This window comes from Geodermatophilus sp. SYSU D00079, assembly GCF_054050635.1.
Genome location: NZ_JBJGZS010000015.1, coordinates 39834 through 56513 on the forward strand (window position 1 = coordinate 39834; position 16680 = coordinate 56513).

Below are 16680 nucleotides of genomic sequence, written 5' to 3' on the forward strand. Positions count from 1 at the left end.
TGCCGCAGACCTGCCGGAGCGCCACGCCGTCCCCCGGCCCGCCGCACGCCCGTCCCGAGGAGAGGTCCAGCGCCATGACACACGAGCGGAGGGCGTCGTCGCCGTCCGGGCCGGTCACCGAGAGGGCAGGACCGCCGCCGCGGAGGCGAGCCGTGTCCGGTGGGGCCTCCGGCGCGCCTCCGGGCGCGGGGTCGCCGCCTCCGGACGAGAGCCGGCCGGCGCGGCGGCGGTTCCGGGTCGCGCTGGAGCGGGCGCTGCGGGGCGTGAGCTACGAGGTCCTGCCGCTGCGCGGCGCCGAGGAGGCGGTCGTCGCGCACGTCCCCCGGACCGTCCCCCTCACCGTGACGGTGACGGAGGCCAAGGGCCTGACACCCACGCTGGAGCTGGCCGAGCGGCTGTCCGGACACGGGTTCGACACCACGCCGCACCTGGCCGCGCGGCTGGTCCGGGACGCCGCCCACCTGGCCGACGTCGTCGCCCGCCTGCGGGCCGCCGGCGTCGACGGCGTGTTCGTCGTCGGAGGGGACGCCGCCGAGCCCGCCGGCACGTTCCCCGACGCGCTCAGCCTGCTGGAGCAGCTGGAGACCGCCGGGCGGCCCTTCCGGCACGTGGGGATCGGCGGCTACCCCGAGGGGCACGGGCACATCGGCGCCGAGCTGATCGAGCAGGCGCTGGAGCGGAAGGCGCCGCACGCGACCTCCGTCATCACCCAGCTGTGCTTCCACCCGTCGACGACGACGGCATGGGCGCGCCGGGTCAGGGCGCGCGGCGTGGACCTGCCGATCCGGGTCGGGCTCCCCGGTGCGGTGACGCGCCAGAAGCTGGTGCGCATCTCGGCGGGGCTGGGGCTCGGGCAGTCCGCCCGCTTCCTGAGCAGGCAGCACAGCCTGTTCTGGCGGTTCTTCCTCCCCCACGGCTACCGGCCCGACCGCCTGGTCGAACGCCTCGCCCCCACCCTCGGGCAGCCGGGACACGGCCTGCAGGGCCTCCACCTCTTCACCTTCAACGAGGTGGCGAGGACGGAGGCGTGGCGGCAGACGTGGCTGGCCCGGCTGGCCGACGACCGCTGAACCGGCTCTGCCGGCCGGGTCCGGGCCGGACGCCCGGACCGGCCGTCGAGGACGGCCACGTCGTCGTCCGAGGCCGACGGCGCCGGGCGGGAGGGGGTCGTCCTCCCGCCCCGGTGCCGTCGGCAGCGGCTCAGCGCGCCAGGCGCTGGGTGAGCCACTCGTGGAAGGCGCCGATGTGGTGCTCGGAGGGCACGAGCACCCCGCCGTTGGCGTAGGCGCGGGAGGACATGGCCGGCTGGGTCCGCTCGCAGGCGGCGAAGTCCTGCTCGTTGACGCGGTGGAACAGCTCCACCGAGCGTGACACGTCCCGGCCGGACTCGATCACGTCGTGCGTGTACAGCCAGTCGCACTCCACGATCGTGCGGTCGGCCGAGACCGGGAACATGCGGTGGACGATGACGTGGTCGGGCACCAGGTTGACGAAGACCGTCGGCTTGACCGTGATCGCGTAGTAGCGGCGGTCCTGGTCCTCCTCGACGCCCGGGAGCCGGTCGAAACCCTCACTGCCGTCGACGGTGAAGCCCTTGACGTCGTCCCCGAACTCCGCGCCGTGGCCGACGAAGAACTGCGCCGCATAGCCGGCGGCGAACTCGGGGAGCACCTCGGTGAGCTCCGGGTGGATCGTCGCGCAGTGGTAGCACTCCATGAAGTTCTCGATGATGAGCTTCCAGTTCGCCTTCACGTCGTAGGTGACGCGGCGGCCCACGGACAGCGAGTCGATCCCGTAGTGGTCGATCGCCTCCACGCTCCCGAGGCGCTCGACGACGTCACCCACGACGTCGTCCTCGAAGGACGGCGGCTCCGTCGCCAGGCACACCCACGCGTACCCCAGCCACTCCCGCAACGCCACCGTGACCAGGCCGTACTCGACCCGGTCGATGTCGGGCATGTTCTTCAGGTTCGGCGCCGCGATCAGCTTGCCCTCGAGGTCGTAGGTCCACGCGTGGTACGGACACCGGAAGGCCCGGTTGGTCGCGCCCGACTCCTCCGTGCAGATCTGCGCACCGCGGTGCCGGCAGATGTTGAGGAACGCGCGCAGCTGACCGTCCCGGCCGCGGACCACGAGGACGCTCTCCCTGCCCACCTGCACCTTCTTGAACGAGCCGGGCTTGGCCAGGTCACTGGACCGCACGGTGCAGAACCACATGTCCTCGAAGACGCGGGACTGCTCCAGGGCGAAGACGGCGGGGTCGGTGTAGTAGTGGCCCGGCAGCGTGGAGATGAGGCTCGCGGGCTGTTCGGTGGTGGTCATACGGCACCTCGGGGTTCCGTCGGCGGTCTGCGGGACGCCGGACGTCGGACAACACAGGTCTGCGACTGGCCACGGTCGTCGTCCGCCGGCGAGCTCAGGACGACCGGTGTGTTTCACATTACAGAGCGCGTCGCGCTCTACGCAACAACCTGTGCTGCCACGAATCCCCCGCGCCAACCCCGGATACCGATCACCCCGTCAGCGGTGCGCGGGCACAGCGCGCACCCGACGCCGCCCCGTCGACGGCGCGGGCACGGACCGCGGACGGAAGGGGGCGGCGCCCCGCCGGGTCAGTGGGACTGCGCGAAGAAGCCCAGCCTCCGGCTCAGCTCCTCGGCGCCGGACTGCACCCGCCGGGCGAGCCTCGGGAAGTCCTCCTCGGCCAGGCGGAAGGACGGCCCGGACACGCTGAGGGCCGCGACCACGTCCCCGTCCGCGCCACGGACGGGTGCGGCGACGGCGGTGAGCCCGACCTCGTACTCCTCGACGGTGGAGCCCCAGCCCTGCTCCACGATCTGGTCCAGGTGCTGCCGCAGCACCTCGGGGTCGGTGATCGTGGCGGGGGCGTAGCGCGGCAGCTCGCGGGAGAGCACGTCCTTGCGGACGGCGTCGGGCGCGTGGGCGAGCAGCACCTTGCCGCTCGACGTCGCGTGCAGCGGGGTGCCCTGCCCCACCCAGTTGTGCGTGCTGAGTGCCGCGGGCCCGCGGACCTGGCTGACGTTGACCGCGCGGTCACCGTCGAGGATCGCGATGTTCACCGTCTCCTCGAGGTCGGCGGCCAGCGCCTCGCAGATCGGCCGCCCCTCGCGGGCGATGTCCAGCTGCGCGGCGGCCGCACCGGCCAGGCGCACGACACCGAAGCCCAGCCGGTACTTGCCCCGGTCGGCCAGCTGCTCCACGAAGCCCCGGCTCTCCAGCGCCGCGACCAGCCGGAAGGCCGTGGACTTGTGCACGCCGAGCTCGGCCGCCACCTCCGTGACGCCGGCCTCCCCCTGGGCCGCCAGGATCTCCAGGACGCTCAGTGCCCGGTCCACGGACTGGACGACGGCGACCGAGCTCCGCTCGGCGTTCTCTCCCTGGGGGCCACTCATGACCTCAGGGTAGGTGCCGGACGGTGGGGGTCGGCTCGCCTCTTGACCCGCCCGAGCGGGGCGACCATGCTGTTGCGTCATCAGCTTCATGTTGCGTCAACCGCAACGAGTGTCAGCCTGGAGCCCCCCATGATCCCGGTCTGCCCCACGACCGCGCTGCCGCCCGGCGAGGCGATCCGAGTCGCGGCCGACGAGCCCATCGCCGTCTTCAACGTCGACGGCGCCTTCTACGCGATCGACGACACGTGCACCCACCAGGACGCCTCACTGGCCGACGGCTGGCTGGACGGGTGCGCCGTCGAGTGCCCCCTGCACGCCTCGTGCTTCGACCTGCGCACCGGCGAGGTGTCCGGCCCGCCGGCCAGGACCGCGGTCCGCACGCACCGGGTCGTCGTCCGGGACGGCGTGGTCCACGTGCAGCCCGGGATCGCCGCGGACGATGCCGCGTGATCCCCACCGTCGCCGTCGTCGGGGCGTCCCTGGCCGGCCTGTCGGCGGCGCGCGCCCTCCGGGACCGGGCCTACGACGGCCGCATCGTGGTCATCGGCGACGAGGTGCACGCCCCCTACGACCGCCCGCCCCTGTCCAAGGGGTTCCTGGCGGGCACGGCGTCCCGGGACGACATCGCCCTGGGCGCACCCGACGACGAGGAGCTCGGCCTCGAGTGGCGACTGGGCACCGCGGCGGTCGGCGTGGACCGGCTCGGTCGCGCGGTGCTGCTGAGCGACGGCAGCGAGGTCCGGGCCGACGGCGTCGTCCTCGCCACCGGGGCCCGTGCCCGGCGCCTGCCGGGCAGCGCGCACCTCGCCGGGGTGCACGTGCTCCGCACCCTGGACGACGCCGTCGCCCTACGGGAGGACCTCGCCGCCGGCGGCCACCTGGTCGTGGTCGGCGCCGGCTTCATCGGGGCGGAGGTCGCCTCCACGGCCCGCGCGCTGGGGTGGGACGTCACGGTCGTCGAGAGCCAGCCCGTCCCGCTCGCCGGTCCGCTGGGCGCCGACATGGGCGCGGTCTGCGCCGGGCTGCACGGCGACTCCGGCACCCGCCTGCTGGTCGGCACCGGGGTCGCCGGACTGGTCGGCGACGGCAGGGTGGAGGCCGTCGACCTGACCGACGGCACGCGCCTGCCCGCCGACGTGGTGGTCGTGGGCATCGGCGCCGTCCCGAACGTCGAGTGGCTGGCCCACTCGGGCGTGGCCCTCGGCGACGGCGTCCTCACCGACGCGCGCTGCGCCACCACCGTCCCGGGCGTGGTGGCCGTCGGCGACTGCGCCGCGGCGTGGTCCCCCGCCGCGCAGCGGCACGTCCGCGTCGAGCACTGGACCCACGCGCTGGAGCAGCCGGCGGCCGCGGTCGCCACCCTGCTGGGCGACGGGGAGCCCCCGCCCGCCCCGGTCCCCTACTTCTGGTCCGACCAGTACGGCGCCCGCATCCAGTTCGCCGGGTCCCGCCGCGAGGGCGACGTCCCCCGCGTGGTGGAGGGCAGCTGCGCCGACCGCAGCTTCCTGGCGGTCTACGAGCGCGACGGGCAGCCCGTCGCCGTCCTCGGGATGGACCAGCCCCGCCTGTTCACCCGGTGGCGCCGGCACCTGCGCTCGGCGGTGCCGTCACCGTCCTGACCTCCTGACCGGTGCGACGGCAGCGTGGCCCACCCCGGTACCGGAGCTGCCGCTCCGGTACCGGGGTCCCCACCTCCGGCCGGTCCCCGGCAGGGACCCGTCAGTCGCGCGGGTCCTGCGGGCGACCGATGGGCTGCGCCGCCGGCTGACTCGGCGCGGGGACGGACGGGCTCCCCTCCTGCACCACGAAGTTGCCGCTCCGGCTGACCGATGCCGGGCCACCCGGCTGGGCGGACCCCGCCCCCGCCACGCCCCCGGTGTCGGGGGTGTCCGGGGTCCGGGACGGCTCGACCACGATGACGAAGTCGTCCCCGTGGCGGGTGATGCCGTCGACGACGGCCTTCTCGATCGCCAGGTTGGCGTAGTTGCCGCGCAGGATGATGGGGTCGCGGCGGAGGTCCTTGACCAGGCTCACGGCCATCGCCGCCATCACCAGCGCGAACGGCAGTGCCGCGATGATCGTGAGGTTCTGCAGACCCGTCAGCGCGGCGCCGTCCTCGCCCAGCAGCAGCATGATCGCCGCGACGGAGCCCATCACCACGCCCCAGAAGACGACGACCCAGCGGCTGGGCTCCAGGGTGCCGCGCTGCGAGAGCGACCCCATGACGATCGAGGCCGCGTCCGCACCGGACACGAAGAAGATCGCCACGAGGACCATCACGAGCACGGTCGCGGCGGTGGCCAGGGGGTACTGGTCGAGGACGGTGAACAGCTGCCCCTCCGTGGTGCCCTGTCCCGCGACGTCGAGGCCGTCGCGCTGGGCGGCGATCCCGGCTCCACCGAAGACGGCGAACCACAGCAGGCTGACCAGGCTGGGCACCAGGAGCACGCCGGTGACGAACTGCCGGATGGTGCGGCCGCGGCTGATGCGGGCGATGAACAGGCCGACGAACGGCGTCCAGCTGATCCACCACGCCCAGTAGAAGACCGTCCAGCCGCGCAGCCAGGTGGCCATCGGGTCGCCGCCCGTGGCCTCGGTGCGCGCGGCCATCGCGCCGAGGTCGGAGAAGTAGCTGCCAACCGCGTCGGGGATCAGGTTGAGGATGAAGATCGTCGGACCGAGGACGAAGACGAACACGGCGAGCACCAGGGCCAGGACCATGTTGGTGTTCGACAGCCACTGGATGCCGCGCTCGATGCCGGACACGGCCGAGGCGACGAAGGCGGCGGTCAGCACCGCGATGATCGCGACCAGGACGCCGTTGCCGACGTCCCCGGCCCAGCCGAGGATCTCCACGCCGCTGCCGATCTGCAGGGCACCGAGGCCCAGGGAGGCCGCCGACCCGAACAGCGTCGCGAAGATGGCCAGGACGTCGATGACCCGGCCCGCCGGGCCCTCGGCGCGCCGCCGCCCGAGCAACGGGATGAAGGCGGAGCTGATCAGCTGGCGGCGCCCCTTGCGGAACGTGCCGTAGGCGATGGCGAGCCCGACGACGGCGTACATCGCCCACGGGTGCAGGGTCCAGTGGAACAGCGTGGTCGCCATCGCCGTCTGGATGGCCTCGGCGCTCTCGGCCTCGGTCGTGAGCGGTGGCGGGGCGACGAAGTGGGACAGCGGCTCTGCGACCCCGAAGAACATCAGCCCGATGCCCATGCCGGCGCTGAACATCATCGCGATCCAGGAGATGGTGCGGAACTCCGGCCGCTCGTCGTCGCGTCCCAGCGGGATCCGTCCGTACTTGCTGGCCGCCAGCCAGATCACGTAGATCACGAACGCCGAGGCCAGCAGCACGAACAGCCAGCCCAGGTTCCCGGTGATCCAGCCGAGGACCGAGCCGCTCACGGTGCCGAGCCCGGTGGGGGTGGCGAAGCCCCAGACCACGAAGCCCAGTGCCATGGCCGCGGCGATGGCGAACAGGACCCGGTCCACGGCCCAGTGCCGATCGGCGACGCAGGGTGGGGTCTCGGCGAGCGCGGGGTGGCACTCGGCCACGGCGTCCTGCCCGACCTGAGCGCGGGAGCCCTCCTCCGCCGCTCGGCCCGCGTCACCGGCGGCCGGGTGCTGTCCGTTCACCTCCGCCCGGCTCGGCGGACCGGAGGTCGAGACGTGCCTGCCGTGCGGCTGCTCCATGACACTCCCCATTCCTGTTGCGTCATTCGGAACCGACTTCGCAAGAGGGAACCAGAGCCGGTGGGATGGGACAAGAGGCGACAGTGACTCAGGGCACAGTCTCGTCCCGGGACCGGTTGCTCGCCTGTGCGCGAGACGACCGCTCTGCGGGGCTCCATGCGGGCGCGGAGCGGGCCGGTGTCGCCGAGGGGAAGGCCGAGACCCCCGTCGGACGTGCCGGCCCTCGTGCGCTCGGCCCGACGCGCCGCGACATCCCCAGCCCATCACCGGATCGCCGTCCGGAGTTTGCGATGCCGACATCTGACGGGCCGACCCTTGTGGCATGACGGCCATCCCGTACGTGACCGGCACGCACGTTGCGTCCCTCGAGCACGATCCGCGTCGAGGCGGCCGGGACCTCGATCGCAGGGGCGGCACGGCTCATGCGGTGGCCCGGCCGGTCGTGGACGGCCTTGCCGCGTCGATCTGCGGCGTGCTGGTCACGGCGATGGCGGACGTGGACTGGCGTGACATCGGGACGGTTCCGCGGTGCGGGGAGTGCGAACGGCTCACCGCATGACTGCGACGGGCGCCCACTCACCGCGCACCGAACTGCAGCGCCGGGGGGTGCCCGCTCCTGGACGACCTCACGAGCGCGCCTCCAGCGCCGCCTCCTGAGCCGGCCGGGACCGAGGCCTGGCCCCGTGTGGGCCGGCTCATGTCAGTACCTTCCCGTCTCGTGAACGACGGTCACGTCCTCGTCGAACGCCGCATCGACCCACCGCGCCACGTCGAGGTCGACTCTGCGGGACGGTGGTGGCCCGCCATCCAGCACGCATGGCGGATGTACGACGACGGCACCGGCTGGCGCGCGGCGGTCCGGTACGTCGCCGCCGGCTCCGACGGCGACCTGGTCTCGCGGGACGTCGACGTGCCGCGTGAGCGCATCCGGGACCGGATCCCACGACGACGGACGTGGGGCGCTCTCATCCCACGCCGGCACCAGCCGCGACGCGCGGTCAGCGACTGCGGTTCAGGGGTGGTCACCTGCGTCGCTCGTCACCTGCGCCGATGAGGTCGCCCACCCCCTCGTGCGAGCCCTGTCGGGCGTGCCGACGTCACGGGAGGGTCGCCACGGGATCGGAGCGGTGCCGGCCCGCCGGCGTCCACGAGTGCTCGGGGCCGGGGCACTCCTGCGCGGCAGCCGACGGCAGGGGCCGGAGCACGGCCGGGCCAGGCGGCACGCGCGCCGGACGGCGGTGGGTGTCCGCTGCCTAGGGTGGCGAGGTGTTCTTCCTCTTCGGCTTCGGCACCAAGCAGCAGGACCTGGGGCCCGGGGAGGTCCGTACCTGCCCGCGCTGCGGCAACACCACCCAGTGGGCGCGGGTCCGGCAGGCCAAACAGCTCACGGTGTTCTTCGTGCCGATCGCCCGGTGGGGCCGCCATCACCTCGAGGTCTGCAGCATCTGCGGCACCGCCGTCGAGGTCTGAACGCGCTCCAGGTGCCCGGTTCGCCGCGGTCCACGGAGGTGGGGCCCACCGCCGGGAGCCCCGTCCCGGTGGGTGAGCGGCTCAGTCCCCGTCGATGTGGGCCGCCTTGGCACCGCCGGCGACGGAGTACTGGATCGGCACCTTGCGGGTGGCCATGAACTGCTCGAGGGTCTCTCCGCGGAAACTGGCGTAGACCTGCGGGTTGGAGACGCCGAGCACCGCGGCCATCTTCTCCAGCACGAAGAAGCTGACCCCGCGGCGCACCATCTCCAGCCACTCGCGGCCGCGGATCAGGTCGCGCTCCTCCTCGGTCAGCCCGAACTCCGCGGCCAGGGCCTCGAAGTCGTCGACGAACCGCTGCCGGTGCCCGGGCTCGACCAGCCGGTGGAGGAAGTCGTTGATGCGGAAGCAGGCGTGGCTGCGCTCCAGGGTGAAGGGGTAGGTGCCCGCCAGCTGCTCGGCTCCGGCGTACTGCGAGCCGATGTGCTCGCGGTAGGCCGCCACCTCGGCGGGATCCGGGGCGTCCCCCAGGTCCTCGAACACCACGGTGGCGATGTTGGTGACCGAGGGCGCGTAGGTCTTGGCGTGCACCTTCGTGACCGTGCCGGAGAGCGCGCCTCGCATGATCAGCCACGTGATCACCTCCGAGCCCTCCCAGCCACCGAGCTCGGCGAACTCCGCGACGCGCATCTCGGCCAGCTTCTCCGGGGCGGTCTCGAGCAGCCGCAGGAACTCGTCGTCCCAGGGTTCGTTGATGAAGCCGGCGCGCTCCCCGTGGACCTGGTGCGACATGCCCCCCGTGGCTGCGACGGCCACGCGCAGGTCGTCGTCCGGGAAGCTCTCGATGGCCTTGCGCAGGGACTTCCCGAGCTTGTAGCAGCGGCGGGCGCTGGGGATCGGCAGCTGCAGGACGCCGACCTGCAGCGGCACGATGCTCCCCGGCCAGGGACCGTCCGCGTCGCCCATCATCGACAGCGGCGACAGGACGCCGTGGTCGAGCGCCTTGCCCTGGAAGAACGACATGTCGAACTCGTCGGCCATGAGTGCGGCACCGATGTGGCGGGCCAGGGCGTCGTGGCCCTCCGCCGGCGGCACGTCGCGCGGGCCACCGCCCTCGTCCGCCGGGAGGTACCTGTCGTCCACCCCGAGGGTGAAGGCCGAGTAGTGGTCGAAGAAGAACGACGTGATGTGGTCGTTGTAGATCATGAACAGCACGTCGACGTCCCGCCGCCGCACCCAGTCCCGCACCTCGGCGAAGCCCTCGAAGATCGGCGCCCAGGCCGGGTCGTCCTGCTTCTGCATGTCCAGGGCGAACCCGATGGTCGGCGAGTGCGACATGCCGATGCCGCCCACGATCCTTGCCATGTTCTCTCCCACTGCTCGAGGTCTGTCGGTGAGGTGTCCGCGGTGTCGACGGACACCATGGTCGGTGCCGCGCACCGGAGGCGCGGACCCCGGGGTCAGCCGGTGGCCATGAGGGCGTCGACGTCGATCTGGTCCTCGGTCGCCCCGTACTGCTGCACGAGCCCGGCGACCGCGCTGATCGGACTCCACGTCGATCTCCTGCGGGAAGGCCGGCAGCGCGACCTGCTCGGCGACCCCGGGCGCGATCTGGGTGCAGGTCGTGGTGCTGCGCCGGTCCTCGTCGGGATGGTCGCTGGCTCCACGCGACGAGTGTCGAGGCGGTGGAGCGATCGGTCCAACACTGGTCTGCGGCCTCAGCGATCGCCAGGAGAGATGAATGGCGGCCACACGTCCGGCATCGGTCCGTCGCCGGTCCGGCCGGGCACGAACCGGCTGACGTCCGCCGGGCGTGCCGCCGGACCCAGGGGTCACCGCCCGGCTCAGGCGTCGAGGCCGGTGAAGGTGGGCGTGGCCTCCTCGCCGTCCCAGTTCACGCGGAAGGTGAAGGCCTCCTCGAGTGCCGCGCGGTACTGCTCGGCCTCGTCCTCGGTGATGGTGCCGGCGGCGAGCAGGTCGTCGATCGCCGGGCTCCAGGACTCCACGAGCGCGTCGACGAGCGTCTGCGGGTCGATGCCGAGGTCCTCGGCGACGGCGGCGAGGTTCTGGCCGGCGTCCATGCGGACGTGCAGCTCGTCGTGGCTGATGGTCAGGACCTCGTCGAGGACGTCCTGGACGGGTTGGTGGCCGCGGTGCAGGTCGAGGCCCGCGTCGCCGTAGGCCTCCTGGACCAGCTCGACCAGCTGGTCCTCGGTGGTCACGGAGGAGACGTCGACGCCACCCGGGCCGCCGCCCTCTCCCGGCCCGCCACCGGGGAAGCCGGTGTCGGCGGTGCTGCTGTCGGCCGTGCTGCTGCCGGTGGAGGCGGCCTCGGCGGTCGTGCCGCATGCTGCGGCGATCGGGACCACGGCGGTCAGGAGGAGGGCGGCGACGGTCGTGCGGAGCTGCATCGTGGGCTCATCTCGATGTCGGGGTGAGTCGGTCGGGCTCCACGGTGGCCGGCGCCGCTCGGCCGTCGCTGGACGTCCACTGTGAACACACTGTGGCACCGAGCGGTGACGTCCAGTGGTACGAGCTCCCAGCCCGCCTCCAGGGACCTCCCAGCGACGGCCCTCACGGTCGGACGTCGTGACCACCCTTCCCGGCACCCGCACGCTCGCCGCCGGTGCCGCCCTGACCGGCGGACTGAGCGCGGGCCTGCTCCTGCTCACCCCCGCCGTCGCCCACGCGCACAGCCTGGACAGCAGCACGCTGTCGGTGCGCGTGGGCGAGGACTCGGTGGACGCCACGATCAGCGTGGCGCTCGAGACCCTCGACGAGGCGGTCGGCACGGACCACACGAGCGCCACGGACGTCGACTCCTACGCCGACGCGGTCACCGCCTACCTCGACGAGCACCTCACCGTGACCGGCGCCGACGGGACGGCGTGGCCCGAGACCCACAGCGGTGTCGTGCGGGAGTCGGTCGAGGGCATCGAGTCCCTCAGCGTCGAGGTCACCCTCGACCCCGGCGGCGCCGACCCCTCGGCGTTCACCCTGACCTACGACGGGATCATCGACGCCGACCCGGCCCACGAGGCCGTCGTCGTCCTCACCGACGCGGCCGGTGACATCTCCACCGCCGGCGTCCTCACCGCGTCCGACAGCAGTCTGCAGATCGGCGAGACGACCACCGGCGCGATCTCCACTGGCTTCACCGACATGGTCGGCTACGGCCTGCACCACGTGCTCGAGGGCGCCGACCACCTGCTCTTCCTGCTCACCCTGCTGCTGGTCGCGCCCCTGGTCGTGGTCGCCGGCAGGTGGCAGCGGCGCGAGGGCCTCGCGGCGACGCTGCGACGGGTGCTCGCCGTCGTCACCGCGTTCACCGCCGGGCACTCGCTCACGCTCATCGCCTCGGCGCTGGGCTGGGTGGCCGTGCCCGGGGCACCGGTCGAGGTGCTCATCGCCGCCTCGGTCGGCGTGGCGGCGGTGCACGCCCTCCGACCGCTGGCCCGCCGGGGCGAGGTGCTCATCGCCGGCGGCTTCGGCCTCGTCCACGGCCTGGCCTTCGCCGGCATCCTCACCGACCTGGGCCTCGACGGCTCGGCCTCGGTGCTGTCACTGCTGGCGTTCAACGTCGGCGTCGAACTGGCGCAGCTGCTGACCGTGGCGCTGGTCTTCCCGTCGCTGTACGTGGCGTCCCGGACCCGGTACTCCCCGGCGCTGCGCCTGGCCGGTGCCGCCGTGGCACTCGCCGCCGCCACCGGGTGGACGCTGGACCGCCTCGGCGTACTCGCCAACCCGCTGTCCGGAGCGGAGGACGCGGTCATCACCCATCCCTGGTGGGTGGTGAGCGGGCTCGCCGTCGTGGCCGCGTGCTTCTGGACGGCCGAGCGCCGGACCCGGTTCCGCCCGGCCGGTCGGGTCCCGGACGAGGTCCTCACCGCCTCGCCCCAGTGACATCCGCACCGCGTGACCGGTCGGCGCTCAGGTCGTCGGGCGTGCCGTGTCCGCCAGCGACACGGCGTCCTGCGCGTTGTCCAGCTCTTCCAGCAGCGCCTGCCCCTGTCGCAGGTTCGCCGTCAGCATCCGGCGCGCGACGGCGAGCAGCTCGGCGGTCTGGGGATCGCACAGGGTGCAGATGACGTTGTTGCCCACCCGCCTGCTGCCGACGATCCCCGCCCGCCTCAGCACGCTCACCTGCTGGGACAGGTGGGAGAGCTCCAGCCCCGTGCCGTCGGCCAGCTCGCCCACCGTGCGGTCGCGCTCCGCGAGCAACTCCAGGACCCGGATCCGCGCGGGGTGGGCCAGGGCCTTGAACAGCTCCGCCTTGGCCTCGGCCAGCGGTCGGCCAGGAGTGAACGGCATGAGGACCATGCTACGAAGCTGCTCGCCCGACATTCGGTTGATAAAGTCATCAAGTCCGCAATCAGGGTGACACCACGAAGAGGTGTGATGGCGCGCTGGTGGCGCACAGAGGGTGACGGCAAGGACGGGCTCGGGGCCGAACCCCAGACGCTGGAGACCATGCCGATCGGGCTGATCGAGCTGGACACCGACTGGACGGTCCGCTTCGTGAACGCCGCCGCGGAGCAGATGATGGGCTGTGCCCGGGCCGGCCTGCTGGGTCGCTCCTACTGGGACGCCTTTCCGGCCAACGTGGACAACGACGTCGGCCGCGCCTACCGGCGGGCGGTCGCCAACGGGGAGCCCCACACCGTCGAGGCCTTCTACCCGGAACCTCTGAACCGGTGGTTCGAGGTGCAGGCCGTGCCCACCGCGCAGGGGCTGTGGCTGTACTTCACCGAGGTCAGCGCCCGCCGCCAGGCGCTCGAGCGGCTGGCGCTGCTGGCCCGGGTCGGTGCCGAACTGGCCGGCACGCTGGACGCGTCGACCGCCGCCGGACGCATCCCCCGCCTGCTGGTCCCGGCGCTGGCCAGCTGGGCGACGGTCGCGCTGGTGGCCGAGGACGGCAGCCTGCAGGACGCCGGCGGCTGGCACGTGGACCCGATGAAGACCGCCCTCGTCCGCCGCTACGCCGCCGCCGCCCAGCTGTCCTCCCCGACCACCTCCCCCGCGCTGCGCGCGGTGACCACGGGCACCCCCGTGGCCCTGTCCGCGAGACAGCTGACCGATCGCGGGCTGGGCACGGTGGCCACCGGTTCCGCGCGCCAACTCCTGCGGGCACTGGCCCCGGGCACCATGACGGTGCTGCCGATCCGCGGGCCCAGCCGGGTCCTGGGCGCCCTCACCGTGGTCCACGACCGGCACCGGACGGTGGACGCCGCCGACGTCGCCACCGCCACCGAGGTCGCCGAACGCATCGGGCTGGCCCTGGACAACGCGCGCCTGTACGAGCAGCAGCGACGCTTGGCCGAGGAGCTGCAGCGCAGCATGCTCACCGCACCACCCGAGCCCGACCACGCCCAGATCGTCGTGCGCTACCTGCCCGCCGCCGAGGCCGCGCGGGTCGGCGGGGACTGGTACGACGCCTTCGTCCAACCCGACGGGGCCACCACGCTGGTCATCGGCGACGTCGTCGGGCACGACACCGCGGCGGCCGCGTCGATGGGACAACTGCGCAGCATGCTGCGCGGCATCGCGGTCACCGGCGATGCCGGGCCGGCCCGGCTGCTGAGCCAGCTCGACGCCGCGATGACCCAGCTGGACCTGCACACCTACGCCACCGCGGCGCTCGCCCGCTTCGAGCAGACCCCCGCCGAGCTCGCGCGCGGTGTCACCCGGATGCGCTGGGCCAACGCCGGCCACCCCCCACCCCTGGTCATCCACCCCGACGGAACCGTCGCCGACCTCACGACCTGGCGAGGGGAACTCATGCTCGGCGTGGACCACACCACCCCGCGCACCGAGTCGGTCGTGACCCTGGACCGCGGCACCACCGTCCTGCTCTACACCGACGGGCTGATCGAACGCCGCAACTCCGATCTCGACGAGGGGATGGCCCGCCTCCGCACCGCCGCCGCGCGGCTGGCCGACCGCCCCCTCGACGACCTGTGCGACGAGCTCATCGACCAGCTGGTCGAGACCACACCGGAGGACGACCTGGCCCTCGTCGCCATCCGCCTGCACCACCAGGACCGCCCCCGTCCGGACGAGGCCGGCCCAGTGCGCGTCCCCCCGGCCGTGGGTCGGGACGACCCCGGCAGCTGACCGCCTCCACGGCCCGGACCCGGGGTGACCTGGAGGTGGTCGAGGGGGCGAACCGCCTCCCGAACGAGTCAGGGGGCGCTCCGGATCTCTCCGGACACGGCCCCGAGCTGCGGACGGGGTGCAATGGTGGGCAGAACCGCTGCCCCGGCCGACCCGCCGCTCCCCCGGCCACTGGACGACGATGTCGTCGGCGTCGCAGTGGCACTCGAGGCGCTCCCCTCGCGGGGCACCCCGCGACCTGCGCGGCGCGCGACGGGCGCGGACGGGACCGACAGCGCACAGCGTGGACGGGAGGCAGGATGGACGGCGAGGCGCTGCTCGACGTCGCGGAGCAGGCGGCCATGGAGCTGGCGTCCACCTCCTGGGAGCACCCGTTCGGCCCGGACTGGGACGTGTTCAAGGTCGGCGGGAAGGTCTTCCTGCTCACCACCCAGGTGCCCGGCCGTGCGGTGGTCACGGTCAAGTGTGAACCGGAGGTCGCAGCGGAGCTGATCGCCGCGCATCCGCACATCTCTCCCGGCTACCACATGGACAAGCGGCACTGGCTCAGCGTCTGGGCGGGTGCGAACGTCGCAGAAGACCTGGTCCGCGACCTCGTCGAGAACTCCTACCGGCTGGTGGCCGCAGCCCTCCCCCACGCCCGTCGACCCGTCACGGCCGACGTCCGGCCCCGGACCGACGTCTTCAGGCTCCGCTGACCAGGCAGGTCGCCGGAGCGCCCAGCGCGTCGTCGACCAGTGCGGGATCGACGCACCGTTCCGGCGCCACTGCTCTCCCCCGAGGCGGCGACGTCCTCGACCCGCACGGTCACCCTCCTCCGACGACACCGCCGCGGTGGAGAGGTGACCATGCACCCGGCCGAGATCGCTCCGGACGAAGCCCTCGTGCTCGTCGTCCACTTGCAGAACGACTACTGCCACCCCGAGGGCACGCTCGGGAGCCGGGGAGTCGACTGCGCCCCGGCGCTCGCGGCCGTCGAGCGGATCACCACGCTGCCACCGGCGGCCCGGGCCGCCGGCCTCCCGGGCCTGCACGTGCACACCCAGCACTCGCGGTGGACCGACACCCGGGTCGGCGGCGCCGGGGAACGGGCGGCACGACCATCGAGCCCGAGACGGACCCGATCGAGGCCGCGGGGAGCTGGGGTGCCGAACCACTCGGCGACCTGGTCGCTGACGAGGACTCCACCTCCGTCAAGCACCGGTACTCCGCTTTCGCCGTCACCCCACTGGAACTCGTGCTCAGCGGCCTGGCCCGCCCCACGGTGGTCCTCGTCGGGCTCACCTCCGACGTCTGCGTGCGGGCGACCGGCGTCGACGCGGTGGCCCGCGGCTACCGTCCGGTCCTGGTCGCAGACGCGACCGAGGCCCTCGGGGTGGTGCACCAGGCCACGCCGTGCGCCGAGTTCGCCGCGACCATCGGGCCGGTGGTGACCACCGACGAGCTCCTCACCTCGTGGGCCGTTCCGGCGGGGTCGGCCGCCGACTCTCCCTAGACTCCCACCGTGGCGACCGGCGACGAGACGACGGCACCGGCCGTGGCCCCGCACCTCGCCCGCCTCCCCGGCCACCTCATCCGCCGAGCCGGGCAGGTCCACAACGAGATGTGGACGCGCCACGTCTCCGGGACGGTGTCGTCGGTGCAGTACGCGGTGCTGTCCACGCTCGGCCGACACGAGCCGCTCGACCAGGCCAGCATCGCCCGCCTCGTCGCACTGGACCCGGCCAGCACCCACGCCGTGGTCCACCGCCTGAAGGCCGCCGGGTACCTGACCATGGAGCGGTCCACCCAGGACGGGCGGCGCTTCGAGCTGCGGCTCACCGAGGCCGGGCGCGCCCTGCGTGCCGAACTCGAGCCGCGCGTCGAACGCCTGCGGCAGGCCTTCGAGGCCCGGCTGCCGCCGGAGAAGACGACGGTGTTCCTCCGGCTCCTGGAGGAGTTCGTCACGGCCGACTGAGCCGCCGGGCGGTCCGCTGCGGCGCGCAGGCCGTTT

The 16680-nt window shown here is 73.2% G+C and carries 17 protein-coding genes; 11 read left to right on the forward strand and 6 right to left on the reverse strand.

Annotation, left to right across the window (positions count from 1 at the left end; all coding sequences use genetic code 11):
- Positions 1-263: 263 nt before the first annotated feature.
- The gene (locus ACI79E_RS13690; protein ID WP_456933101.1) at positions 264-1070 is read left to right on the forward strand and encodes a methylenetetrahydrofolate reductase; all 807 of its coding nucleotides are present in this window, start codon (positions 264-266) and stop codon (positions 1068-1070) included.
- A gap of 130 nt (positions 1071-1200) precedes the next feature.
- Here the strand turns inward: ACI79E_RS13690 and ACI79E_RS13695 are convergent, their stop codons facing one another.
- Both ACI79E_RS13695 and ACI79E_RS13700 read right to left on the reverse strand, forming a co-directional pair.
- Positions 1201-2322 carry an aromatic ring-hydroxylating oxygenase subunit alpha gene (locus tag ACI79E_RS13695; protein ID WP_456933102.1) on the reverse strand — a complete coding sequence of 374 codons (1122 nt, stop codon included), beginning with the start codon at positions 2320-2322 and terminating at the stop codon, positions 1201-1203.
- 290 nt (positions 2323-2612) lie between these two features.
- Complete coding sequence (locus tag ACI79E_RS13700; protein WP_456933103.1) at positions 2613-3413, reverse strand: IclR family transcriptional regulator; 801 nt, start codon at positions 3411-3413, stop codon at positions 2613-2615.
- 129 nt (positions 3414-3542) lie between these two features.
- Between ACI79E_RS13700 and ACI79E_RS13705 the strand changes: the two genes are divergently transcribed.
- A complete protein-coding gene (locus tag ACI79E_RS13705; RefSeq protein WP_456933104.1) occupies positions 3543-3863 on the forward strand; it encodes a bifunctional 3-phenylpropionate/cinnamic acid dioxygenase ferredoxin subunit in 321 nt (106 codons plus the stop codon).
- On the forward strand, positions 3860-5032 hold the full coding sequence (locus ACI79E_RS13710; protein ID WP_456933105.1) for an NAD(P)/FAD-dependent oxidoreductase: 1173 nt from the start codon (positions 3860-3862) through the stop codon (positions 5030-5032). The genes ACI79E_RS13705 and ACI79E_RS13710 overlap by 4 nt, the downstream gene beginning before the upstream one ends.
- 100 nt (positions 5033-5132) lie before the next feature.
- On the opposite strand, the gene ACI79E_RS13715 is transcribed toward ACI79E_RS13710, so the two are convergent.
- Complete coding sequence (locus tag ACI79E_RS13715) at positions 5133-7103, reverse strand: BCCT family transporter (RefSeq protein ID WP_456933106.1); 1971 nt, start codon at positions 7101-7103, stop codon at positions 5133-5135.
- Positions 7104-7425: 322 nt separating this feature from the next.
- Here ACI79E_RS13715 and ACI79E_RS13720 point away from each other — a divergent pair, with 322 nt between their 5' ends.
- From ACI79E_RS13720 to ACI79E_RS13730, 3 genes are all read left to right on the forward strand, one after another.
- The gene (locus tag ACI79E_RS13720) at positions 7426-7662 is read left to right on the forward strand and encodes a hypothetical protein (protein ID WP_456933107.1); all 237 of its coding nucleotides are present in this window, start codon (positions 7426-7428) and stop codon (positions 7660-7662) included.
- 159 nt (positions 7663-7821) lie between these two features.
- The gene (locus ACI79E_RS13725) at positions 7822-8157 is read left to right on the forward strand and encodes a hypothetical protein (protein WP_456933108.1); all 336 of its coding nucleotides are present in this window, start codon (positions 7822-7824) and stop codon (positions 8155-8157) included.
- Positions 8158-8369: 212 nt separating this feature from the next.
- Complete coding sequence (locus tag ACI79E_RS13730) at positions 8370-8573, forward strand: zinc-ribbon domain-containing protein (protein WP_456933109.1); 204 nt, start codon at positions 8370-8372, stop codon at positions 8571-8573.
- Positions 8574-8654: 81 nt separating this feature from the next.
- On the opposite strand, the gene ACI79E_RS13735 is transcribed toward ACI79E_RS13730, so the two are convergent.
- Together ACI79E_RS13735 and ACI79E_RS13740 are read right to left on the reverse strand one after the other, a co-directional pair.
- Complete coding sequence (locus tag ACI79E_RS13735; protein WP_456933110.1) at positions 8655-9938, reverse strand: gallate dioxygenase; 1284 nt, start codon at positions 9936-9938, stop codon at positions 8655-8657.
- Between the two features lie 479 nt (positions 9939-10417).
- Positions 10418-10984, reverse strand: coding sequence for a hypothetical protein (locus tag ACI79E_RS13740; protein ID WP_456933111.1), 567 nt, complete (start codon positions 10982-10984; stop codon positions 10418-10420).
- A gap of 178 nt (positions 10985-11162) precedes the next feature.
- Here ACI79E_RS13740 and ACI79E_RS13745 point away from each other — a divergent pair, with 178 nt between their 5' ends.
- A complete protein-coding gene (locus ACI79E_RS13745) occupies positions 11163-12476 on the forward strand; it encodes a HupE/UreJ family protein (protein WP_456933112.1) in 1314 nt (437 codons plus the stop codon).
- A 27-nt stretch (positions 12477-12503) separates the two neighbouring features.
- On the opposite strand, the gene ACI79E_RS13750 is transcribed toward ACI79E_RS13745, so the two are convergent.
- Positions 12504-12884: an ArsR/SmtB family transcription factor gene (locus ACI79E_RS13750; protein WP_456933113.1), complete on the reverse strand. Its 381-nt coding sequence runs from the start codon at positions 12882-12884 to the stop codon at positions 12504-12506.
- An 87-nt stretch (positions 12885-12971) separates the two neighbouring features.
- Between ACI79E_RS13750 and ACI79E_RS13755 the strand changes: the two genes are divergently transcribed.
- The 4 genes from ACI79E_RS13755 (at position 12972) to ACI79E_RS13770 (ending at position 16644) form a co-directional block, all read left to right on the forward strand.
- Entirely contained in the window at positions 12972-14687 is a 1716-nt protein-coding gene (locus tag ACI79E_RS13755) for a SpoIIE family protein phosphatase (RefSeq protein ID WP_456933114.1), read from the forward strand.
- A gap of 299 nt (positions 14688-14986) precedes the next feature.
- A complete protein-coding gene (locus ACI79E_RS13760) occupies positions 14987-15385 on the forward strand; it encodes an MmcQ/YjbR family DNA-binding protein (protein WP_456933115.1) in 399 nt (132 codons plus the stop codon).
- A gap of 356 nt (positions 15386-15741) precedes the next feature.
- Positions 15742-16182, forward strand: a complete 441-nt coding sequence (locus ACI79E_RS13765; protein ID WP_456933116.1) for an isochorismatase family protein — start codon at positions 15742-15744, stop codon at positions 16180-16182.
- 9 nt (positions 16183-16191) lie between these two features.
- Entirely contained in the window at positions 16192-16644 is a 453-nt protein-coding gene (locus ACI79E_RS13770) for a MarR family winged helix-turn-helix transcriptional regulator (RefSeq protein WP_456933117.1), read from the forward strand.
- Positions 16645-16680: the final 36 nt, after the last annotated feature.

Coding starts and splice junctions, on each gene's coding strand:
- ACI79E_RS13700 (WP_456933103.1), bottom strand. CDS start 3,413: ATGAGTGGCCCCCAGGGAGAGAACGCCGAGCGGAGCTCGGTCGCCGTC.
- ACI79E_RS13755 (WP_456933114.1), top strand. CDS start 12,972: ATGGCGCGCTGGTGGCGCACAGAGGGTGACGGCAAGGACGGGCTCGGG.
- ACI79E_RS13695 (WP_456933102.1), bottom strand. CDS start 2,322: ATGACCACCACCGAACAGCCCGCGAGCCTCATCTCCACGCTGCCGGGC.
- ACI79E_RS13715 (WP_456933106.1), bottom strand. CDS start 7,103: ATGGAGCAGCCGCACGGCAGGCACGTCTCGACCTCCGGTCCGCCGAGC.
- ACI79E_RS13705 (WP_456933104.1), top strand. CDS start 3,543: ATGATCCCGGTCTGCCCCACGACCGCGCTGCCGCCCGGCGAGGCGATC.
- ACI79E_RS13735 (WP_456933110.1), bottom strand. CDS start 9,938: ATGGCAAGGATCGTGGGCGGCATCGGCATGTCGCACTCGCCGACCATC.
- ACI79E_RS13720 (WP_456933107.1), top strand. CDS start 7,426: ATGACGGCCATCCCGTACGTGACCGGCACGCACGTTGCGTCCCTCGAG.
- ACI79E_RS13740 (WP_456933111.1), bottom strand. CDS start 10,984: ATGCAGCTCCGCACGACCGTCGCCGCCCTCCTCCTGACCGCCGTGGTC.
- ACI79E_RS13750 (WP_456933113.1), bottom strand. CDS start 12,884: ATGCCGTTCACTCCTGGCCGACCGCTGGCCGAGGCCAAGGCGGAGCTG.
- ACI79E_RS13760 (WP_456933115.1), top strand. CDS start 14,987: ATGGACGGCGAGGCGCTGCTCGACGTCGCGGAGCAGGCGGCCATGGAG.